Below are 5,590 nucleotides of genomic sequence, written 5' to 3'. Positions count from 1 at the left end.
CCCAGCCGGCGCACGTCGGGCGCGCCGAGCCGGGCCGCGTCGGCGGTCGCGTCGTCGGCCTGCCGCTGCGAGGCCCGTTCGGCCTCCACCCGGGCGAGGTAGTGCTCGACCTCGCGGGCGCGGGTCGCCTGGTCCCAGCCGAGCACGGGGGCGATGAGATCGGCCACGTGCTCGGCGGCCTCCACCCCCCGGTCGATGGTCTCGATCGAGACGCGGGTCCGCCGGGTGAGCACGTCCTCCAGGTGCAGCGCCCCCTCGTGGGAGGCCGCGTACACCGCCTCCGCGGCCAGGTAGGTCGATGCCCCGCGCAGCGGCTGGGCGAGATCCGGCCGCGTCTCGATGAGGTCCAGGAGCTCCTCGGTGAGGGTGCCGTAGCGGTGCAGGAGGTGCTCGATCCAGCCGACGTGCAGCCCCGCGCGGCGGGCGAGGGTCTCCCGGGCGTTCCACAGCGCGGGGAACCCGTCCGCGCCGAGCAGTGGGATCTTCTCGGTGCACGACGGCGGCACCGCCCGGTTCATGCCGTGCACGGCCGCGTCGACGGCGTCGGCGGCCATCACCCGGTAGGTCGTGTACTTCCCGCCGGCGACCATCGTCAGCCCGGAGACGGGGCTGACCACGGCATGCTCGCGGGACAGCCGCGAGGTGTCCTCGGACTCCCCGGCGAGCAGCGGGCGCAGCCCGGCGTACACCCCGGTGATATCCGCCGCTGTGAGCGGCGTGCGCAGCACCCGGTTGACCGTGCCGAGCAGGTAGTCGATGTCGGCGCTGCTGGCCGCTGGATGGGCGAGGTCGAGGCTCCAGTCGGTGTCGGTGGTGCCGATGATCCAGTGGCTGCCCCACGGGATGACGAACAGCACGCTCTTCTCGGTGCGCAGGATCAGGCCGGTGGCGCCATGGATGCGGTCGCGGGGCACGACGATGTGCACTCCCTTGGAGGCCCGGACCGACAGCTGGCCACGTCCCCCCACCATCGCCTGGATCTCGTCGGTCCACACTCCGGCAGCGTTGATCGTCTGGCGGGCCCGCAGCTCGATCTCGGCGCCCGACTCGAGGTCACGCACCCGCACGCCGGCGACCCGGTCGCCCTCCCGCAGGAAGCCGGTGACCCGCGCGCTGGTCGCGATGAGCGCCCCGTAACGGGCGGCGGTCCGCGCGACGAACACGGTGTGCCGCGCGTCGTCGACCTGGCCGTCCCAGTACTGGATCGCGCCGACGAGGGCGTCCGGGCGCAGCGACGGGAACTCCCGCAGTGCCGCCTTGCGGGTCAGGTGCCGGTGATGGGGCATGGTGGCGTCGCCGCTCGGCCCGATGCGGGCCAGCCCCTGCCCGAGGGTATCGTAGAACAGCACGCCACTGCCGATGTAGGCACGTTCCCAACCGTGGCGGGTCAATGGCAGCAGGAACGGGATGGCCCGGACCAGATGGGGCGCGAGCGTGTCCAGCATGAGGGACCGCTCCCGCAGCGCCTCTCGGACCAGCGGGGCGTTGAGCTGCTCGAGGTACCGCAGCCCGCCGTGGATGAGCTTGCTCGACCGGCTGGACGTGCCGGCGGCGAGGTCGCGCGCCTCGACCAGGGCGACGAACAGGCCCCGGGTCACCGCGTCCAGCGCCACCCCCGTGCCGGTGACCCCGCCGCCGATCACGGCCACATCCACCGGATCCGCCCCCATCCGGCGCAGTGCCTCGGCGCGGCCGACCCGGTCGAGCCGGGCGGTCGGGGTTCCGTGTCTGGTCGGCGTCATCGCCAGTTGCTTCCTCTCCTGCGAACGTCCTCGCGTCCCGTCGTCGTGATCGCCCGGGACGCTCCGGCGGCTCGCCACCCATCGTGCCGGCTGTCGGTGTCCGGTGTCCGGTGTCCGGGCGCGGGATCGTTGAACGTCCATGAACGTCTGTGAACGTCCGGCCGGGGCGTGGTGGGATGCGAATGCGACCGTCCCGGGATCCCGCGCGAGGCGACCGGATGGGCGACCAGATGGAGGTCAACACCAGATGGAGGTCAACGCATGGACCTGACCCACCCGCCGGCCGAGGAACGGTTCCGTGCCGAGTTGCGGGCCTGGCTCGCCGAGAACATCCCCGCCCCCTGGACGGAGCCCGGGTTCTGGGCCGGCGTGGGGGAGGCCGAGGGCTTCGACCTGCGGCGGGACTGGGAGCGGCGCAAGGCGCTCGCGGGCTTCGCCGGGATCGACTGGCCGGTGGAGTATGGCGGCCGGGGCGGCACCCCGGGGATGATGGCCGTCTACGACCAGGAGATGCAGCTCGCCCGGGCGCCGCGCTCGGTCAACACGCTGGGCCTGGCCTTCCTCGCGCCGACGGTGATGGCGGTCGGGACACCCGAGCAGAAGCGCGACATCCTCGGGCCGATGCTGCGCAACGAGGTGATCTGGTGCCAGGGCTTCTCGGAACCCGGCGCGGGCTCCGACCTCGCGGCGCTGCGTACGTCCGGGGTGCTCGACGGGGACGAGTACGTGGTCAACGGGCAGAAGGTCTGGACGACGTTCGCGAACCGCGGAGACAAGCTCTTCACCCTGGTCCGGACCGAGCCCGGCAGCCGGCGCCATCACGGCATCTCGCTGCTGCTCATCGACATGCACGCTCCCGGGGTGGAGGTCCGGCCGGTCCGGCAGATGAGCGGCGCCAGCGAGTTCGGCGAGGTCTTCCTCACCGACGTGCGGGTGCCGGCGTCGGAGTGCCTGGGCGGGATCGGCAACGGCTGGGCGACGGCGATGTTTCTGCTGTCGTTCGAGCGCGGCGCGTCCGGGATCAGCCAGTACACCGGCTTCCGGCGCAGCTACGACGAGATCGTCCGGGTCGCCCGGGCGCTCGGCCGCGACACCGACCCGGTGCTGCGCCAGGAGTTGGGCCGACGCATGGTCGAGCTCGAATGCCTGCGCTACCACTCGATGCACGTCCTCAGCCAGGTAGAGCAGGGCCGGGACCTGGGGGCCGAGTCGTCGATCACCAAACTGCAGTGGTCGGAGACGTACCAGGACCTGTTCGAGACCTTTGATGCGCTGCTCGGCGCCGATGTGGCGCTCACCCACCCCACCGCGGACCTCGATCTGACGACGCTGCGGCAGGAGAGCTTCTGGACCCGCTCCGTCACCATCTGGGGTGGATCCTCGCAGGTACAGCGCACGATCGTCGCGGAGCGGGTCCTCGGCCTGCCACGCAGATCATGATCATTGTCGCGATTCGGGCCTGCGTCTACGTCTGTGCCCGCGCCCGCGCCCGCGCCTGTTCATCCCGCTGATCCTGCCTCGCCCCGCCTCCGGAGGTCCGAGCCCGTGTTCTTCGCCCTCACCGACGAGCAGCGCGCGCTCGCCGCCACCGTCCGGGACTTCCTGGCCGACCGCTTCGATCTGACCGCCGTCCGCGCGGTCTTCACCGATCCCGACGGTGACGGACACCCCCCCGAGCTGTGGAAGGCGATCGGCGAACAGGGCTGGCTCGCGGTGTGCGTGCCCGCGCGGTTCGACGGTCTCGGGCTCGGGCTGCTCGACGCACAGATCATCGCGCGGGCGTTCGGAGCGGGGGCGATCCCCGGGCCCTGGCTGCCGACCGTGCTCGCGGGCGAGGCGGTGCGGCTCGCCGGCTCGGCGGACCAGGCGGCGGCGGTGCTCGCCCCCCTCGCCGCCGGTGACCTGGTGGCCACCGTGGCGCTGCGGGGCCCGGGCGGGGGATACGACCGTACCGGCATCGCGGTCCGCGCGACCGCGGACGGCAGGCTGGGCGGTGTCGCGTCTGGCGTCGAGTATCTCGAGGTCGCCGGGTTCGTGGTGGTCGCCGCCGTCGACCCCGCCGGAGTCGGGCTCTACCTGCTCGATCCGCATGGCCCGGGGGTGACGGTCACCGCCCAGCGCGGCTTCGACGGCACCACCCGGCTGGCCTCGCTGTCCCTGGCCGACGCGCCCGCGACCCGGCTGCCGGCCTCCAACGCCGCGGTCGCTGCGGACCTGGTCCGTCGTGGTGCCCTGCTCACGGCCGCGGACCTCGTCGGTGTCGCGCGGGCCGCGCTGACCCGGACCGTCGCCTACGACATCGATCGGGTGCAGTTCGGCCGGCCGGTCGGTTCGTTCCAGGCGCTCGCGCATCATCTCGCTGATCTGCATGTCGCCGTCACGATGGCCGAGCACGCGGTGCTGTACGCGGCGTACGCGCTCGATACCGCCCTGCCCGACGCGGAGCTGGCGCTCGCGGTGGCGAAGAGCAAGGCCAACCAGGCCGCCGGGGACGCCACCGCGGCGATGATCCAGTACCACGGGGGGATCGGCTACACCTGGGAGCATGATGCGCACTTCTTTTACAAGCGGGCCAAACGCCAGATTCCCGCTTTTGGTGACACTCCTGCGCATCTGGAGCGCATCGCGGTGCTGACCGTCGACACGTTGCCCTGACCGCCCCCGATCCCGCAGCACTCGCAGCGGTGCTGGTTCCTCGGCGGTGCTGGTCCTTAGCGCGTCAGCGTATGGTCGAACAGCTGCCGGGCCGGGCCCAGGGCTGCCCGGCGGTCGGCGGGAGCCAGCCCGATGCGCGTCCGGCGATCCAGCAGGTCTGCCGGGTCGAGCGCGCCTTCGTCCCGCACCGCGAACAGCAGCTCCGCGCCGGTGACCGGCGTCCCCTCGGCGACGGGTGCCAGCAGGTCGGGGTCGCCGTCGGCCAGGGCCAGCACCCTCGGTGCCTCCGTCCCGTACCGCTCGACCAGACGGCGCGGCGCGGCCACCGTGGCGAGGACCGATCGAGGTGCCGCACCGACCAGGCCGAGCCGCCGGGTACGGCAGGGGCCGGCGTCGAGGTCGCCTACCGCGACGGCGGCGTCCACCGCGTCGGCGGCCATCCGTCGATAGGTCGTCAGTTTGCCGCCGACCACCGTGGCCAGGCCGCCCGGGTCGGTCCGCACCAGGTGCCGCCGGGAGAGATCGGCGGTGCGGGCGGCGCTGGTACGGGCGTCGGCGGTGTGGTCGGTGGCGGTGTCGAGCAGGGGGCGCAGGCCCGCGAAGGCGCCCAGCCGGTCCGCCGGGTCGATGGGGGTGGCCAGCACGTTCGAGACGATGCCCAGCAGCTGCGCGATCTCGTCCTCGTCGGGCACCGGGACGTCGACGACCTCCTCGACCGGCACGTCGGTCAACCCGACGTAGACGCGGCCGTCGTCCTGGGGCAGCACCAGCGCGAACCGGTTCCGTTCACCCGGCATCGGCAGGGACAGCGCCGCGCGGGTCCCGGCCAGGACGGTGGAGCGCAGCACGAGGTGGGTGCCGCGGCTCGGCCGCAGCCGGATCCCCGGAGCCAGGTCCGGCGCCCACACGCCGGTGGCGTTGACCACCGTCCGCGCACGCAGGGTGATCCGGGTACCGGTGAGGGTGTCCACCGCGGTCGCCTCGATCCCACGGCAACCGTGCCGGCCCGGGCCGGCACGGTTGCCGTGGGATCCGGTGCCGAGGGCACGCGCCGCGCTGCTGCCGCCGTCGAGGCCGTCGAGGCCGGTCACCCGCAGCCGGGTCAGGATCCGGGCGCCGAATCCGGCGGCGGTCCGGGCCAGCGCGACGACGAGACGGGCGTCGTCAACGAGCTGGCCGTCCCAGTGCAGCAC

At 73.1% G+C, this 5,590-nt stretch carries 4 protein-coding genes; 2 read left to right on the top strand and 2 right to left on the bottom strand.

Going from position 1 to position 5,590, the window contains the following annotated elements:
• A partial coding sequence (locus tag AC08OT_RS18790) for a glycerol-3-phosphate dehydrogenase/oxidase (RefSeq protein WP_476603117.1) occupies window positions 1–1,742 on the bottom strand: 1,742 nt, incomplete at its 3' end.
• Between the two features lie 261 nt (window positions 1,743–2,003).
• Here AC08OT_RS18790 and AC08OT_RS18785 point away from each other — a divergent pair.
• A complete protein-coding gene (locus tag AC08OT_RS18785; RefSeq protein WP_476591733.1) occupies window positions 2,004–3,182 on the top strand; it encodes an acyl-CoA dehydrogenase family protein in 1,179 nt (392 codons plus the stop codon).
• Between the two features lie 105 nt (window positions 3,183–3,287).
• Complete coding sequence (locus AC08OT_RS18780; protein ID WP_476591734.1) at window positions 3,288–4,397, top strand: acyl-CoA dehydrogenase family protein; 1,110 nt, start codon at window positions 3,288–3,290, stop codon at window positions 4,395–4,397.
• Window positions 4,398–4,453: 56 nt separating this feature from the next.
• Here the strand turns inward: AC08OT_RS18780 and AC08OT_RS18775 are convergent.
• A partial coding sequence (locus AC08OT_RS18775) for an FAD-dependent oxidoreductase (RefSeq protein ID WP_476603116.1) occupies window positions 4,454–5,590 on the bottom strand: 1,137 nt, incomplete at its 5' end.

The organism is Frankia sp. CgJB1, assembly GCF_977947065.1.
The sequence above is the reverse complement of the archived record's forward strand: the minus strand, read 5'-3'. Positions and strand labels throughout refer to the sequence as shown.

Coding starts and splice junctions, on each gene's coding strand:
- AC08OT_RS18785 (WP_476591733.1), top strand. CDS start 2,004: ATGGACCTGACCCACCCGCCGGCCGAGGAACGGTTCCGTGCCGAGTTG.